Origin of the sequence: Nocardioides sp. Root682 (genome assembly GCF_001427795.1) — a bacterium.
Classification (GTDB): domain Bacteria; phylum Actinomycetota; class Actinomycetes; order Propionibacteriales; family Nocardioidaceae; genus Nocardioides.
In genome coordinates, this window is the sequence record NZ_LMHJ01000003.1 from 996,304 (window position 1) to 1,011,466 (window position 15,163).

At 69.8% G+C, this 15,163-nt stretch carries 11 protein-coding genes; 10 read left to right on the top strand and 1 reads right to left on the bottom strand.

Features of this window, described 5'->3' with window-relative positions:
* Positions 1 to 77 precede the first annotated feature (77 nt).
* Positions 78 to 3,002, top strand: a complete 2,925-nt coding sequence (locus ASD84_RS20080; RefSeq protein ID WP_156392234.1) for a BTAD domain-containing putative transcriptional regulator — start codon at positions 78 to 80, stop codon at positions 3,000 to 3,002.
* Between the two features lie 42 nt (positions 3,003 to 3,044).
* Here ASD84_RS20080 and ASD84_RS20085 read toward each other — a convergent pair whose 3' ends face one another.
* Complete coding sequence (locus ASD84_RS20085) at positions 3,045 to 4,307, bottom strand: hypothetical protein (RefSeq protein ID WP_082574075.1); 1,263 nt, start codon at positions 4,305 to 4,307, stop codon at positions 3,045 to 3,047.
* Between the two features lie 174 nt (positions 4,308 to 4,481).
* Between ASD84_RS20085 and ASD84_RS20090 the strand changes: the two genes are divergently transcribed.
* The 9 genes from ASD84_RS20090 (at position 4,482) to ASD84_RS25590 (ending at position 15,160) form a co-directional block, all read left to right on the top strand.
* Positions 4,482 to 5,111, top strand: a complete 630-nt coding sequence (locus ASD84_RS20090) for a helix-turn-helix transcriptional regulator (protein WP_056714336.1) — start codon at positions 4,482 to 4,484, stop codon at positions 5,109 to 5,111.
* A gap of 105 nt (positions 5,112 to 5,216) precedes the next feature.
* On the top strand, positions 5,217 to 8,588 hold the full coding sequence (locus tag ASD84_RS20095; protein WP_056714339.1) for a DUF11 domain-containing protein: 3,372 nt from the start codon (positions 5,217 to 5,219) through the stop codon (positions 8,586 to 8,588).
* Positions 8,589 to 8,591: 3 nt separating this feature from the next.
* Positions 8,592 to 9,509 (top strand): DUF4255 domain-containing protein, encoded by a 918-nt coding sequence (locus ASD84_RS25585; RefSeq protein WP_200954679.1) that lies wholly within the window; start codon positions 8,592 to 8,594, stop codon positions 9,507 to 9,509.
* Positions 9,509 to 11,557, top strand: a complete 2,049-nt coding sequence (locus ASD84_RS20105) for an ATP-binding protein (RefSeq protein WP_056714342.1) — start codon at positions 9,509 to 9,511, stop codon at positions 11,555 to 11,557. Before ASD84_RS25585 ends, ASD84_RS20105 begins: the two co-directional genes overlap by 1 nt.
* A gap of 110 nt (positions 11,558 to 11,667) precedes the next feature.
* Positions 11,668 to 12,417, top strand: coding sequence for a DUF4157 domain-containing protein (locus ASD84_RS20110; protein WP_056714344.1), 750 nt, complete (start codon positions 11,668 to 11,670; stop codon positions 12,415 to 12,417).
* Between the two features lie 125 nt (positions 12,418 to 12,542).
* Positions 12,543 to 14,099: a phage tail sheath family protein gene (locus ASD84_RS20115; protein ID WP_056714348.1), complete on the top strand. Its 1,557-nt coding sequence runs from the start codon at positions 12,543 to 12,545 to the stop codon at positions 14,097 to 14,099.
* A gap of 13 nt (positions 14,100 to 14,112) precedes the next feature.
* Positions 14,113 to 14,559, top strand: a complete 447-nt coding sequence (locus ASD84_RS20120; protein WP_056714350.1) for a phage tail protein — start codon at positions 14,113 to 14,115, stop codon at positions 14,557 to 14,559.
* A complete protein-coding gene (locus tag ASD84_RS20125) occupies positions 14,559 to 15,005 on the top strand; it encodes a hypothetical protein (RefSeq protein WP_056714352.1) in 447 nt (148 codons plus the stop codon). Before ASD84_RS20120 ends, ASD84_RS20125 begins: the two co-directional genes overlap by 1 nt.
* The gene (locus ASD84_RS25590; RefSeq protein ID WP_182377104.1) at positions 15,002 to 15,160 is read left to right on the top strand and encodes a DUF6760 family protein; all 159 of its coding nucleotides are present in this window, start codon (positions 15,002 to 15,004) and stop codon (positions 15,158 to 15,160) included. The genes ASD84_RS20125 and ASD84_RS25590 overlap by 4 nt, the downstream gene beginning before the upstream one ends.
* Positions 15,161 to 15,163: the final 3 nt, after the last annotated feature.

Below are 15,163 nucleotides of genomic sequence, written 5' to 3' on the forward strand. Positions count from 1 at the left end.
CGTGGGACAGCGAGAACACCGCCGGTTGGCGGCGTGGCAAATGTCCCGCTGTCGACGGGACGACGAAGGGGAGGGTGATGGGGCCGGTACTCAGGGCTGGGACCACTCCCACGACGCCCGCGACGCCCGGGGGCGTGGTGCTGACCGCCGATGACCGGATCAGCCTCCCCGGCAGGACGACCCAGCGTGCGACGCGGCCCGAGCTCACCGGAGTCCCGGAGGCACCGGGGCTCGTCCGGGCGCGCCTGAACCGTCACTTCGACAGGTTCCTGCAGGCGCGCATCGGTGCCGTGATTGCCCCCGCGGGCGTCGGCAAGACCACCGCGCTGGCCCATTGGGCACGCACCTCTCCGGCCGACATCGCGTGGTGGCGGGCCACCTCGCGCGACTGCGACCGGATGGCGCAGTCCATCCGTGGCCTCGCGGGCGCCATCCACTTCCTCGCGCCGAGCCGCCCCCGCGCGACCTGCCGGGACTCCCTCATCGATCGCATGGCCGAGTACGACGGCACCCCGGTCATCGTGATCGACGACTTCCACCACGTCGATGACCCCGAGGTCTGTGACCTCATCGAGGACATGCTCCAGGCGACCGCCGTGCGGTTCGTGGTGGTGTCGCGCTCCGAGCCGTCCCTCAACCTCGCACGCTCCGAGTTCCCCAGTGCCGTCGTCGGCATCGACGCGCTTCGTTTCCGGCAGCCCGAGACCGACGACCTGTTCCGGTCGGTGCACGGGGAGCCGCTGACCAACGACGACGGTTGGTTGCTGACCCGACAGACCGACGGACTCGCGGCCGCGATGCACATGTTCCACCAGGCCACCCGCGGATCCGGCGACCATGCGCGCCGTCACGCACTGCAGGATCTCTCCGGCGGCGCGACCTTCGCGATGGGGTACGTCGCCCGCGAGATCCTTTCCGGCCTCGACGCCGCAGACGTGCGTCTGCTGCGGCAGACGTCCCCGCTGGAGCTGCTGACCGTGGAGCGGTGCAGCGACCTCGTGGGCGCCGACTGCGCTGCCTGGCTGCAGCGGCTGGTGCGCCAAGGCCTGGTGCGCGGCCTGCCCGGCGGTTATGCGCTGGCTCGGGTCGTGCGCCGACAGCTCCTCGGCGAGCTCTGTGACGAGATCGGTGCCGACGACTTCGGCGCGCGGGTGCGTGCCTGCGCGGAGAGGATGGTCGCCGATGGTGAGTTCGCATCGGCCGTTCGCACCTACGTCGCGGCGGGCGAGTGGGACGCCGCGGCCGCCGTACTCGAAGCGAACACGCTGGAGGTGCTCTCCGATCCCGACGTGGACTGGGTCGACGCCGCGTGCGTGAAGGGTCCGTGGCGGAAGGTCACCCGCGCCGTGCGTGAGCTGCGAACCGGACGACTCGAGGCGGCCCAGGCCGAGCTCGGTCCATGGGTGTCGAACGCGTCGCCTGCCCTGTCGGGGGCGGACGAATGGATGCGGCGGGCCTTGCGGATGTGGATCGAGGGTGACCTCACCCCGGGCCGCCCCTGGTTCGAGCGGTTGCGCTCCACCGTCCATCGCCCCGACCCGCTGCGCTACTCGGGGGGAGCCGACGGGCACCAGGACCTGGAGCACCGGTTGCTCCACGCCGTGGACTGTGCCGTGGCCGGGGACCTGGTCTCGGCTCGTCGCCTGGCGGAGGTTGCGCCTTCGGAGCACCCGGTGGCACTGGCCCTGTGCGCACTGACGGCACTGCTGTCCGGACCGGGTGGCGTCGAGCGCCTGGTCGACGAGGCCGAGCGAGGTGGGGTGCCGTGGGTCAGCAGGCTTGCGGGCGGCATCGCTGACCCGGCCGGCCTGCCGCGCCGCCGCGACGACGCCGACGCCATGGGGGACCGGTGGGGTGCGCTGGTGCTCGCGGGTCTGCATGCCGTGCTCAGCGCCCGTGCCGGGAATCCGTCGGTCGCCGAGTTCGACGACCTCGTACGCCGCTGCCGACTCCTCGGCGCGCCCGCCCTCGAGGCATGGGCGCGCGGGGGCCTGGCTCTCGCCGGAGCATGGACGGGTTCGCCCGACGCTTCCCGCGAGGCCGAGCTCGCAGTGGGGTTCGCCCACACCGCCCAGGTGCCGGGAGCGCTCGCACTTGCCTGGGGCGTGCTCGGCACGATTCGTCAGGACAGCAACCTGCTGACGGACGCGGGGGCCGAGGCCGATCGGATCGGCCTCGACTGCAGGCCGTGGGAGTGGATGCTCAAGAGCACCGACCGACGACCCGAGGTGGTCGTGACCGAGCGCCTCGCGCCGGTCTCGGTCCGCTGTTTCGGCGGGTTCGGGATCCTCGTCAACGGGGCGCAGCCCACCTTCGACGGCGTCCGGCCACGCGCGCGTGCCCTGCTGCGCGTCCTCGCGCTCCACGCGGGGACCTCGGTCCACCGCGAGATGCTGGTCGACGCGATGTGGCCGCAGCTCGACAGCAGCGCCGGAACCCACAATCTCCACGTCTGTGTCTCCAGCCTGCGTGCGGCCCTGGAGCCCGGGGTCGCTCGCGGGGCGAGCCACCTCGTCGTCCGTGACGGCGATCGCTACTCCCTGGCCCTGCCGCCGGGATCGGTCGCTGACCTGCGCGAGTTCGACCTCCGCACCCGGGAGGCCGACGAGTGGCGTGCCCGGGGTGACGTGGAGCAGGCGGCGACGGCCCTGGACCTCGCCCTGCAGATCTACGCCGGAGACGTGCTGCCCGAGGACGGACCGTCGGAGTGGGCGGTGGGCGTCCGCGACCGCTACCGGGTTCGTGCCGCCCAGGCTGCCGCACTCCTCGGTGAGCTCCGGCTCGCTGAGGGCCGTCCGGCCGAAGCCGCGGTTGCCGCCCAGCGGAGCATCGAGATCGAGCCCTGTCGCGACGCGTCCTGGCGTCTCCTGGTCAAGGCGTACGACGCCGCGCAGGATGTCGCGGCGGCCGAGCGTGCCCGACGTTCCTATGCCTCGGTGCTCGCTTCGCTGGGTGTGGTCGAATCGACCGCTGACCTGCTGCGGGGCGGCCGAACCTCCTGACCGGCCCGGTGGGCGGCCAGTGCCGGTGAGCGGTCGCTGCGCTCAGCTGGAGGGGACGGACAGCGTGCCGCCGAGCAGGGCCGACGTGTCGCACCTCGTCGCGGGCGGGGCGTCGGGAGGCGTTCCCGGCGTACGGCAGGTCACGAGCAGACGAATCCGCTCGCTCGCGACGATCGGCGAGACGAAGTGGAAGTCGAGGTCGCGGAAGTTCTCCAGGGCCACGTCCATCTGCACCTCGCCGTCGACGAGGAGAACCGCACGCCCGAAGTCGCCCTGCGGGTTGCTGAGCACGACGTCGGTCAGGCGGTAGACGCCTTCGTCGACGATGTCGTAGTTCTGGGCGTCGGTTCCGCCGCCGCCCAACGGGTCGACGTGGAGCCGCCGGGACACGTCGGTCAGGATCACCTTGGGGGCCGGCTTCACACCGGCGACCTGGTCGGCCTTGTCGGCCGACTTCTGGGCGTTCGTGGCGGCACCGTTGGCAGCCTCGGCGTTCTTCTTCGCCTCGCCGGCAGCCTTCTCGGCATCGGCGGCAGCCTCCTCGGCGGCCTCCTTCGCCTGGGACTCGATGGTCGGCTTCAGGAGGGTGAACCACAGTGCGGCCAGGGCCGCCGCCAGCAGGATCAGTCCGATGAGGGCCCAGATCAGCCACTTGGGGATGACCGGCGTCTGTACGTAGCTGCCGTCGAGATCGACCGGGGTGCTGTTCTCCGGGGTGACCTCGACGACGAAGTTGTGCGTGACGGGTTGGCCGCGCCAGATCGCACGACGACCCTTGGCTCGCACCTTGGTGAAGCGGGCCTCGCCGGGCGGGATGACCAGGCCGACCGGGTCGACGCTCAGGAGCGCGCGGTTGCCCTCCGAGCCGGCGGTGACCAACACGTTCACCGGGACGTTGCCCCGGTTGTCGATCGCGACCTGGTGCTTGCCCCGCCGGCCCTGGGACGTCCTGGGCACCAGTTCGGCGGTGGTGTCGAGGAACGGAAGGATCTCCACGACGCCTTCGGGCACGACGGCGTTGTTCGGGTTGTCGCGCGGCGTGATGACCACACCGAAGCGCTGCGAGCCCACTGCCGTGGTCGCCGAACGGGGCGGCCGGAAGGTCACCGTCGCGGTCGTCGCCGTACCGGGGTAGAGGGACACCTGTGCGGGCTCGACAGTCGCCCAGCTCGCAGGTCCACCGACAACGGTGATGTCGTAGCCCTCGACGACGGTGCCGTTGTTCTTGATCTGGAGCGGGATCACTGCCTCCGACCCGGGGTCCAGCTGGACCGTCGGGGATTCAAGGCTTGCAGTAGTGGTCACGCTGGCAACGCTAGGACCTGTCGGTGGTCCGCTCACCCGTCGTAGGGGTGGACTTCCGGGCAAGCGGATGTGCCCGTTGAGCCACTGTTGAGTGCACAGAGAGTGCCCTCTGGTGTGCTCGCCAGGACCGTTCCTCCCAGCGGTCAGGTTCAAGCCCGACAGGAGTGCATCCACATGGATCGTCACGTCAGAGTCCACGTCCACGCCATCGACCCCATCCTCAAGGCGGGCGTCGTCAGCCATCTGCGCCCCCGTCCCGAGGTGCGCATCGTCACCGAGGAGGAAGCCGGGCAGGCCGCGGTCGCCGTGGTCGTCGCGGACCGCGTCGACGAGGAGTCGTTGCACCTGCTGCGCAAGCTGCGCCGGGACAGCTCCGGCCCGAGCACCGTGCTGGTGGTCGGTGGGCTCGACGACACCGACCTGGTCAACGTCGTCGAGGCCGGAGTGGTCGGGGTCCTGCGCCGACCCGACGCCAGCGCTGACCGCCTGGTGAACGCGATCCTCGCGGCGGCGCGCAACGAGGGCACGGTGCCGCCCGACCTGCTGGGTCGACTCCTCGACCAGGTCGGTGCGCTGCAGCGCGGGGTGCTCGGGCCGAAGGGGATCGCCTTCAACGGGCTCGCGGCTCGTGAGATCGAGGTGCTGCGCCTGGTCGCGGACGGCTGCGACACCGGTGAGATCGCGTGCCAGCTCGCCTACTCCGAGCGCACTGTGAAGAACGTGCTGCACGACATCACCTCGCGGCTCCAGCTGCGCAACCGTTCGCATGCGGTGGCCTATGCGCTGCGCCAGGGACTCATCTGAGATTGCCCGAACAGCCGGAGGGGTCGCCCCTCCTGCTGCCCCGGCGCGCACCCACGCGTCCTTCGGGCGTACGACGATCGATGCATCGCGATGAGGAGACGACTGGTGAAGAGCAAGCGCCTCACGGCGGTGGCACTCGTATGTGCGGTGTCACCGGTCGTCGTGCTGCCTGCGCTCGTCTCCGGCGCGCTCCCGTCGCCCGCGGCGCACGCTGCCGCAGCGGCACTGCCGCCGGAATCACGGGTCGCCTTCACCGACGAGCGCGACCAGGTCTATTCGCGGGACGTCACGCTCAGCACCTTCACCGGCTCCGTGAGCGGCGACACCGGCACCGTGGAGTCCCTGGGACTCGTGGACGAACCGGAGCTGGGGTACGTCGACCGTCCGGTTCACGAGGGCGAGCTGTCGAAGACACCCGGCGAGTCCGGCCTTGCCTGGGTGAGCACGAAGGACACGCCCGAGGGCGAGGTCTACCACGAGGACTCCGACGGCGGCATCACGCGCGTCACCTGCGACAACGACGACCTGGAGACCCATCCCGTGCCGGGCACGGACGGGGACAGCCAGGTCTTCTTCGCCTCCGACGCCGACGGTGACTGGGACATCTATGCGGCCATCCGGTCCGATGACGGCGACTGCAACTGGACCATCACGAACCTGACCCCGGATTCCCCTGGCGACGACCTCTGGCCGAGCCCGTTCGTCACGGAGGACTTCGACGGCGGCGGCACGTTCGGGATCGTCTACAGCACCGCGGAGGAGGGGCGCCTCCCCGACCTGGCGCTGATCAGCTTCCAGTTCACCGCCAGCGATCCTCAGTGGGACGGGGACCCCGGGGCCTTCGACGCGCCCGTCCAGCTCACCCCCACCCCCGGTTACGCCGAGACCCAGCCGGCCGTGGCCCCTGACCTCCCGGACGCAGGGCTCACTGTGGCCTACACCTCGAACGAGGACACGCCCGAAGGATCAATTCGCCTGCTCGAGGTGTTCAACCCCTCCGCCAACTGGGACCCCTGGACTGACGAGGAGGAGCCTCCGGCGTCCAGTGAGGCGGCCTGGGTCGAGAACTTCGGGGAGATCTACCCCTACCTCGCGTACACGCGCCGCGAGGAGGATCCCTACGGCGACATCGCCACCGCCCGGTACGACCCGGCCGACAGCGGGAACCCCGAACCCCACTTCTTCCGCAACAACCCGGTCTTCACCACGCCCGGCGTCGCCGAGACCCACCCCGTCTGGCTCGATGGCTTCACCGGCGGATCCACGAGCGACACCTCCGGCGAGATCGCTTACACCGCGCGTGCCCTGCACACGAACATCGACCCCACGGACAGTCGGGTGCTGGATGCCGACATCTCCGATGTCCGGGTCGATGGCACTGAACGCACGCGTGTGGTCGACGAGATCATCGACGACGAGATCCGGGTGGACGAGGCAGGCCCGGACTACTCACCCGACGGCGGCAGGATTGCCTTCAGCCGCCAGGTCGGGGTGAGCGATTCGATCACGCCGCTGGAGCGGGAGATCTGGACTGCTGACACGGACGGCGCCAACGCCGAGTCCCTGGCCACGAGCACCGGGCACACCGCGCTGGACCGGGATCGTGATCCTGTCTGGTCGCCGGACGGAACCCGGATCGCGTTCGTGCGGGAGAGGCGGGCGGCGTCCACGGCGTCCACGGCCACGTCCACCGTCTACGTCGTCGACCTCGCCGCCCAGACCACGATCATGGTGACTCCGCCACTGGACTTCGACGCGGAGGACCCCGAGCTGGACCACCGCACCTGGGAGGACTCGGACCCCGACTGGTCGCCCGACGGCACCCAGTTGATCCTCCGGCGGACGACCCAGTCGTGCTGCAACCCTGATCCCGGTCCGTTCCTCAACCGCCCGGCGCCCGGCTGGACCCAGGGCGCAGACCGGCTGCCAGCACGTGGCGAGACCCTCCCGATCAACGACGACAGCCTGTGGGTCGTACCGGTCGAGACAGCCGCCATCGGCGTCCGGGTGAGGACCTGCCCGGAGTTCTGCGACTACATCATCGGACGCCACCCCGCCTGGGCTCCGGACGGTTCCGCGATCGTCTTCGTCAACTCAGGCGCCCTCGTCCTGGGCACGATCCAGGAGAACAGCGACGACGACTTCCTCGTCGAGACCGAGGGCATCACTCGTCCCTTCTGGGACGGCAACACCACCGAGAGCCAGGCGACCCTGGCCTGGGCCGACGAACCCGCCTGGGCCCCGGACAGCAGCGAGATCTCCTTCAGCGGACAACCGATGGGTCAACCCGACCAACGCGGGATCTACCGGATCCTGCCGGACGCGACCGGCCTGGCCGTGATCACCGACGAGAGGGGTCCCGAGACCGAACCGACGTACCAACCGACGCCCCGCGCCGACGTCGCGGTGACGGCAGTGGTGACCGGATCGCCGGCCAGCGTCGGGGGTCCTCTCACTGCCACCTACACGGTGACGAACCTGGGACCCCAGACCGCCCTCGGCGTGGTGCTGACGACCACCCTGACGGCTGGCGCCACGATCATCTCCGCGACCACGACCAGCGGTCCGCCGGTCACCTGTGCGGCGGACGGCACGGGGTGCACGATCCCGTCGCTGCCCATGGGTGAGCCGGTCACGTACGTGGTGACGTTCAGCCATCCGGTGCCGGTGGCTGCGGGTACGGCCACGGCCATCGTGACGACGTCGACCGTCGATCCGGCCGAGGGCAACAACACGGCGACGGCGACGTACCAGGTGATGCTGGTCGCGCCCCCGAAGGCCGACCTGGCCGTCTTCCTCGGTCTGGACAGTCCGACGGGGTACGTCGGAGGGCACCGAATTGTCCGGGTCCGCGTCCGCAACCTCGGTCCGCAGGCCGCCCAGGCTGTGCAGCTCACGGCCACCTGGCCCGATGGCGTGGTCGCCGCGATCCAGCCGCCTGCCCTGGACCCGCCCCTCCCGCCGCTCCAGGTGACTCCGGCCTGCCTGCCCGGGGGACTGGTGTGCAACCTCGGCAACATCCCTCCGGGCACGGACGTGCTGTTCGCGGTGGCGCTGACCACTGCGACCGAGGGCGACTTCACGCTCGCTGCCAAGGTGAGCGCCACGACGATCGATCCGGCGCTCCCGAACAACCAGGACACGATCGAGCTCCCCGTCCTGCAGCCAGCCATCCGGCTGGTGCCGGCCGTGGCCCGGCCCGGTCAGGTCGTCCTTGCGTACGGCGAGAACATGCCGCCCGGCACGGAGGTCGTCCTCAGCTGGGACGAGGGGGAGGGCGTGCCGATCGATCCCGGCCCGCTGACGGTCCTGGACGACGGCACCATCCGCCGGTCGCTGCTGATCCTGCGCCGCGAACAGCTGGGCGGGCGCACGATCACCGCGACCAGCACGACCGAGGAGTTCACGCCGGTCACGGGCGACATCCTGGTCGTGCTCCGCTCCCTGTCCCCTCCGGATCTGGTCGGACGGGGTTAGGCCGTGATCTCGCAGGTCGATGAGGCGCTGCGCGAGATCGTTCGCGCCGATGCGGTCGACGCGGACATCGACGTGGTGTTCGACGCCCCGACCAAGGACTGGGCGGCGCGCCGGAACGCGCCGACGGTGAATCTCTACCTCTACGACATCCGCGAGGACATGAAGCACCGGGCGGCGGGCTTCCTGGACACGATCGATCCGGAGTCGGGTCAGGTCGTCGGCCGCGTTCCGGCCCCCCGTTTCTACAAGCTCAGCTACCTCCTCACGGCATGGACCCAGCGTCCCGAGGACGAGCACCGCGTGCTGGACTCGTTGCTCCGCGCGTTCCTGAAGTACGACGCACTGCCGAAGCACCTCGTGGTGGGACCGCTCGCCGAACCGCGCGAGCCGGTGAAGGTCACCATCGGCCTGCCCCCGCCGGAGGACCGGGCCTTCGCCGACGTGTGGTCGGCCCTCGGCGGCGAGCTGAAGCCCTCGCTCGACCTCGTGGTCGTGGCCCCGATGTGGACCGGCAGGACCTTCGAGGCAGGACCACCGGTCGAGGGCGGCATCACCATCGACACCACCGATCTCGTCAACGGTGGCCAGGGCAGGCGTCAGGCTCACGAGCCACCCACACCGTCGAAGGAGGCCGCGGCCCGGCTCGGACTCGAGCTGGACGAGGACGGCAAGGTCGTCGGTGGCATCGCGTTCGAGGGACGGTCGGCGGCGTACCGGAAGGCGGGCAAGGGATCCCTCGTCGCCCACACCCGGTCCGGCGGCGGTGGTGGCGGCGGAGCCGGCGGAGGAGGCGGCGGTGCCGGTGGCGCAGGGGGCGCGAGTGGTACCGGCAGCGCGAGCGGTCAAGGTGGGGAGGGTGAGGAGGAGCGCGGTCTGATGAACCTCGGCAATCCCCGCGCGCGCAAGCGGAGCAAAGACTGATGGCACGCAGCAGCCTCGCCCACGTGCTGGGCCGTCTCGCCGTGATCGAAGAGCGGATCCGGGCGCTCGTCGAGGCCCGTCGAGGCGTCGACCCGAATCCCGATGACCCGTTCCGCGGGCTCTACCTCGACGACGCCGCTGTCGACCGTTTGCTCGCCGGCCCGCGCCTGCTGGCGGACTGGTCGGTGCTGTCGAGCGTCACGGAGGTGGAGTCCGCTGCCGACGAGGCCGAGGATGCCGGCGTACCGCTGCGTCTGCGGGACCTGGCTGCGAACTTCGCCCTCGACACCGTTGACGTCGACCTCCTGCTGATCGGCATCGCGGCGGACGTCGACCCGCGTTTCGAGGGGCTCTTCGGCTACCTGAACGACGACGTCAGTCGGCGCCGCCCGTCGGTCGCTGTCGCGCTCGAGCTGGCCGGCGTACCGCTCGGCACGCCGGAGGGCTACGCCCACCTGCTGCACGGCCCCCTCGTCACCGGCGGCCTGGTCGAGCTCGACGAACCGGGTCGTCCGTTCGGCGGGAGGTCGGTCGGAGTGCCCGATCGTGTGGTGTCCCACCTGCTGGGCGGCGACGCGATCGACGTGGCGCTCGCGCCGGTGGTGATCGAGGTGCCCGACGTTCCGTGGGGCGACCCGTCCCCACTCGCCCGGGCGATCGAGAAGGCTGTGCCCCTCATCTACCTGCGGGAACCCGAGACCGGCTCGGGTCGAGTGCTCGCCGCGGAAGCGCTGCGGCTCACGGGACACCGCGCGATCCACCTGGACCTCACCCGGCTTCTGCGCCAGCCCGATCCTGATCGCCTTGCCAGGATCGCGGCGCGAGAAGCCCGCCTGTCCGGCGCGGGGATCGTCGCGGGTCCGGTGACGGTGCTCGAGGAGCGTCCGGTCCTCGCGACCCACCTGCTCGCCGAACCGCGCCCGTTGATCATGGTCGGCGCGCGGGTGTGGGACCCCGAGTGGTCGGTGCAGTCGGTGCTCCAGCTGGCCGTTCCGGACAGTACGACGTCCGAGCGCCGCGAGCTGTGGCGCTTCGCGCTGGCCGGTGCGGGCGCCGGTGCCGACGTCCTCGCGGCCGCCGACCAGTTCCGGCTCCGTCCCGAGGACGTCCTGCGTGCCGCGAAGTCCGCCCAGCTGCAGGCGTCGGTCGCGGGGGGAGCGATCGGACCCCATCACATCGTGCTGGGTGCCCGGGCGGAGAACGGATCGGCCCTGGACCGGCTGGCCCGGCGGGTGGAGCCTGCTGTCTCGTGGGCGGATCTCGTCGTACCCCCGACCGTGCTGACGGCCCTCCAGGAGGTGGCGCTTCGCTCGAGGCACCGGGAGAAGGTCCTGGTGGAGTGGCGGATGCGGCCCGGGGGAGGGCGTGGCATCGGTGTCGCTGCCCTGTTCGCGGGCGACTCCGGCACCGGCAAGACGATGTCCGCCGAGGTGATCGCACACGACCTGGGCCTCGAGCTCTATGTCGTCGACCTGGCCACCGTCGTGGACAAGTACATCGGTGAGACCGAGAAGAACCTCGAACGCATCTTCACGGCCGCGGCCGGCGTGAACGCCGTGCTCCTCTTCGACGAGGCCGACGCCGTCTTCGGCAAGCGGTCCGAGGTCCAGTCGTCCCACGACCGCTACGCCAACGTGGAGAGCGCCTACCTGCTGCAGCGGATGGAGTCCTTCGACGGCCTGATCATCCTGGCGACCAACCTGCGCGCGAACATCGATGACGCGTTCACCCGACGTCTGGACGTGGTCGTCGAGTTCCCGGTGCCCGACGAGGGCGGCCGGCGATCCCTGTGGGACAGCTGCCTGGGCCGCACCATCCGTCGGGAGCCGGACGTCGACATCGGCTTCCTGGCCAAGTCCTTCGAGCTCGCCGGCGGGTCGATCCGTTCCTCTGCCGTCACCGCGGCCTACCTCGCTGCTGCAGACACCGGCGTGATCGGGATGAAGCACCTGGTGACGGCCGTCCACCGCGAGTACCGCAAGCTCGGCCGGCTCTGTCTCGAGTCGGAATTCGGCGTCTACTGGCAGGTCCTCCGCGACAACGCCTGACGTGGTGCCCGAACGGGCAGCAGCGTCTGCCCCGGGGGATCGCGGTCAGGTACTTGGCGAGAGGGTCTCAGCGGGAGCAACGTGGGTACCAGTCCGACCTGGAGGCAGCCATGCACCTGCACGACCACGAACACGCTGAGGATCAGGCGGCCGAGGCCGCACGCGCCAAGGTCGAGGGTCCCGACACCCTGACCATGAAGGCCGCCATGGCCGGTCGCCAGGACGTCATGGGCCGCAGCGGCGTGATCGGTCTGCAGCGTGCCGCCGGCAACGCCGCGACCGCGCAGCTGATGGAGGACGAGGGCCCCTCCGTGCACGACGTCGTGTCCGGCAGTGGCAACGAGCTCGACACCGGCGTCCGCAAGGACATGGAGTCCCGGATGGGGCACGACTTCAGTGATGTCCGCGTCCACACGGGCGACAGCGCCGACGCGTCCGCGAAGTCGGTGAGTGCGCATGCCTACACCGTCGGCTCGAACATCGTCTTCCAGCGCGGGGCCTACGACCCGGAGTCCTCCGCCGGAAAGACCATGCTTGCCCACGAGCTCACGCACGTGGTGCAGCAGCGCAACGGACCGGTCGACGGAACCCCCGTCGGCGGCGGTGTCTCGGTCAGCGACCCGTCGGACAGGTTCGAGCGGGAAGCGTCCTCCAACGCAGAAGCGGTGATGGCCCAGCCCGTCCAGCGCCATGCCGAGGACGAGGACGTGCAGACCGCCCACGATTCAAGCCTCGGCCCCGTGGTGCAGCGCGAAGAGGAGGGCGAGGAGGAGGAGTCCGTCCAGGGCTCCCACGATTCCAGCCTCGGGTCGGTCGTGCAGCGCGAAGAAGAGGGCGAAGAAGAGGAAATGACCTCTTGAGCCGCGCCTACCCCCGCACCTGCCTCATCGGGCACGAGACGCTTCCTGACAGGGCGACCTAGGGGACCTGCCGGTGCTGGTCAATCAGGGCCACGCTGAGGGCAGTCGATAGCTCAGGAGGCACCATGCCGAACTACCTCTCGCCCGGCGTCTACGTCGAGGAGATGCCGGCGGGGACACGGCCGATCGAAGGTGTGGGGACCTCGGTCGCCGCATTCGTCGGTCTGGCTGCCAAGGGACCGGTCAATGAACCGACCCTGGTGTCCAATTGGTCGCAGTTCTCGGAGAACTTCGGAGATTTCGTCGAGAACTCCTACCTCGCCCATTCCGTGTACGGCTGGTTCCTCAACGGCGGAGGCAACTGCTTCGTCGTACGGATCGCGCCGAACAGCGGTCGCAAGGGCGGACCCAGCACACCGAAGGCCATTGCGGCCCCCAAGCAGGCCGCCCTCGGCGGCTACAACGTCACCTCCATCGCCAAGGGCGGGCAGGCCGACAAGTCGATCGAGCTGTCGGTCGAGCCGGCGAGTGGCGACAAGACTGCCGAGGGTGAGTTCAAGCTCGTCGTGAAGGTGGACGGAAAGCCCACCGAGACCTACGACAACGTGACCCACATGGCGTCGGACAACAACGTGGCCACGAAGGTCAACCTGTCGTCGAAGGTCATCAACTTCGAGGAGGCTTCCCAGGGCAGCGGGTTGCGCCCGATCAACCAGGGGAGTGTCGAGCTGGTCGAGCCCCAGACCGCACCGGTGCCACCGACGACCGAGAACCTCGGCGCCGGCGACTACGTCGGCGACGTGGCCCAGCGCACCGGGTTCGGTGGTCTCGAGGCCATCGACGAGGTCACCATGATCGCGGCGCCGGACCTGTCCGCTGCCCTCGAACAGGGTGCCATCGACCTCGACACCTTCAAGGCCGTGCAGCTGGGCATGATCGCCCACTGCGAGCTGATGGGTGACCGGATCGCGATCCTCGACACCCCGCCCGGGCTCAACGCCCAGCAGGTGCACCAGTGGCGCATGCACGACGCAGGCTACGACTCGAAGTTCGCGACCATGTACTGGCCGTGGGTCGAGGTCTTCGACCCTGCTGCCGGGGCCAACACGTTCGTACCGCCGTCGGGTCACATGGCCGGCATCTGGGCGCGCAGCGACAACACCCGGGGCGTGCACAAGGCGCCGGCCAACGAGGTCGTCCGCGGAGCCCTTCGGCTCCAGACCGCGATCACCAAGGCCGAGCACGACCTGCTCAACCCGGTCGGCATCAACTGCGTCCGCACGTTCCCGGGCCGCGGTGTCCGGGTGTGGGGAGCGCGGACACTGTCCAGCGAGGCGGAATGGCGGTACCTGAACGTCCGCCGGCTCTTCAACTACCTGGAGGAGTCGATCCTGATCGGCACCCAGTGGGTCGTCTTCGAACCGAACGACCCCGACCTGTGGGCACGGATCCGACGGACCATCTCCTCGTTCCTGGTCAACGAGTGGCGCAAGGGTGCCTTGTTCGGCACCACCCCTGACGAGGCGTTCTTCGTCAAGTGCGACGACGAGACCAATCCGTCCGAGGGCATCGACGCCGGTCAGGTCGTCTGCCAGATCGGCATCGCTCCTGTGAAGCCGGCCGAGTTCGTCATCTTCCAGCTGTCGCAGTTCTCCGGCGGCACCAGCCTCGTAGCAGAGTAGGTAGGAACCAGTAATGGCACTTGCAGATGCCCTTGACTCCGCGCCAGCACACTCGTTCAAGGTCACGATCGACGGGATCCAGGTCCCGAAGGTCAACCAGGTCAGCGGGCTCAAGCAGGAGGTCGACAAGATCGAGCTCAAGCAGCAGACGAGCGACGGCAAGTACGTCGTCCGTCAGCTGATCGGTCGGCCCAAGCCCGGCGAGTTCACGGTCACTCGTGGTCTCACCGACTCGAAGACGGTCACGGACTGGCTCAAGTCGGTCAGCCAGGGTGACGTCGCCGGATCCCGGAAGACCGCATCGGTGGTGCTGCTCGACTACATGGGTGCGCCGATCAAGACGTACAGCTTCACGAACTGCTGGGTGCGCACCGTCGAGGTGAACGAGCTCAAGGCAGGTGCCGCCGAGCAGGCGACGGAGAAGTTCACGGTCTGCTTCGACGAAGTGACGGTGACCTGATGCAGCGGGGTCCCGCGCTCGCCGACGCCTCCCCGGAGATGTCGACGGACGTGCGCCCCGCGGCCCAGGAGGCACCGTTGCGCACGTCGTTCGACTTCGAGCTGCCCCGTGGTTTCGTCGACGGCAACGGGGTCACCCATCGTCAGGGGACGATGCGGCTCGCCACGGCACGCGACGAGCTGCTGCCGCTCTACGACGAGCGGGTCCAGGAGAACGCCGCGTTCACCACGGTGGTCCTGCTCGGCCGCGTGATCACCCGGCTCGGTGGCCTTCCCGTCGTCGACGCCAACGTCGTCGAGAACATGTTCGCCAGCGACGTGGCGTTCCTCCAGGACTTCTACCGGCGGATCAACGCCGAGGGCCACACCCGCGCTGCGGTCACCTGCCCCGAGTGCAGCCACCGGTTCGCGATCGACCTGTCGGGCGGGCGCCTGGGGGAATCGTGACGTACGGGGCCGACCGTATCTACGCGGAAGTCTCGTACGTCGCCTACCACTTCCACTGGCCGCCGGACGCGATCCTCGACATGGAGCACGCCCAGCGGTTGCGGTACGTGCAGGAGATCGCCGCGATCAACAACCGGCTCAACGAGGAACGCTGAGCG

Coding starts and splice junctions, on each gene's coding strand:
- ASD84_RS20080 (WP_156392234.1), top strand. CDS start 78: ATGGGGCCGGTACTCAGGGCTGGGACCACTCCCACGACGCCCGCGACG.
- ASD84_RS20090 (WP_056714336.1), top strand. CDS start 4,482: ATGGATCGTCACGTCAGAGTCCACGTCCACGCCATCGACCCCATCCTC.
- ASD84_RS20105 (WP_056714342.1), top strand. CDS start 9,509: ATGGCACGCAGCAGCCTCGCCCACGTGCTGGGCCGTCTCGCCGTGATC.
- ASD84_RS20110 (WP_056714344.1), top strand. CDS start 11,668: ATGCACCTGCACGACCACGAACACGCTGAGGATCAGGCGGCCGAGGCC.
- ASD84_RS20115 (WP_056714348.1), top strand. CDS start 12,543: ATGCCGAACTACCTCTCGCCCGGCGTCTACGTCGAGGAGATGCCGGCG.
- ASD84_RS20120 (WP_056714350.1), top strand. CDS start 14,113: ATGGCACTTGCAGATGCCCTTGACTCCGCGCCAGCACACTCGTTCAAG.
- ASD84_RS20125 (WP_056714352.1), top strand. CDS start 14,559: ATGCAGCGGGGTCCCGCGCTCGCCGACGCCTCCCCGGAGATGTCGACG.